Below are 385 nucleotides of genomic sequence, written 5' to 3'. Positions count from 1 at the left end.
GAACCACCGGATCACTATGACCTACTTTCGTACCTGCTCGACGTGTCTGTCTCGCAGTTAAGCTGGCTTCTACCATTACACTAACCGTACGATGTCCGACCGTACTTAGCCAACCTTCGTGCTCCTCCGTTACTCTTTGGGAGGAGACCGCCCCAGTCAAACTACCCACCAGGCACTGTCCGCAATCCCGATCAGGGACCTACGTTAGAACATCAAAACTACAAGGGTGGTATTTCAAGGTTGACTCCACACAATCTAGCGACTGTGCTTCTAAGTCTCCCACCTATCCTACACATGTAGGTTCAATGTTCAGTGCCAAGCTGTAGTAAAGGTTCACGGGGTCTTTCCGTCTAGCCGCGGGTACACAGCATCTTCACTGCGATTT

Annotated in this window: 1 rRNA gene; it reads right to left on the bottom strand. The window is 50.9% G+C overall.

Annotation, left to right across the window (positions count from 1 at the left end):
- A 23S ribosomal RNA gene (locus BGP78_RS22500) occupies positions 1-385 on the bottom strand; the annotation flags it as partial.

It is taken from the genome of Pseudoalteromonas sp. MSK9-3 (assembly GCF_003590335.1).
Taxonomy (GTDB): Bacteria; Pseudomonadota; Gammaproteobacteria; order Enterobacterales; family Alteromonadaceae; genus Pseudoalteromonas.
Note: the sequence above shows the minus strand (reverse complement) of the source record. Positions and strands in the feature narration are given on the sequence as shown.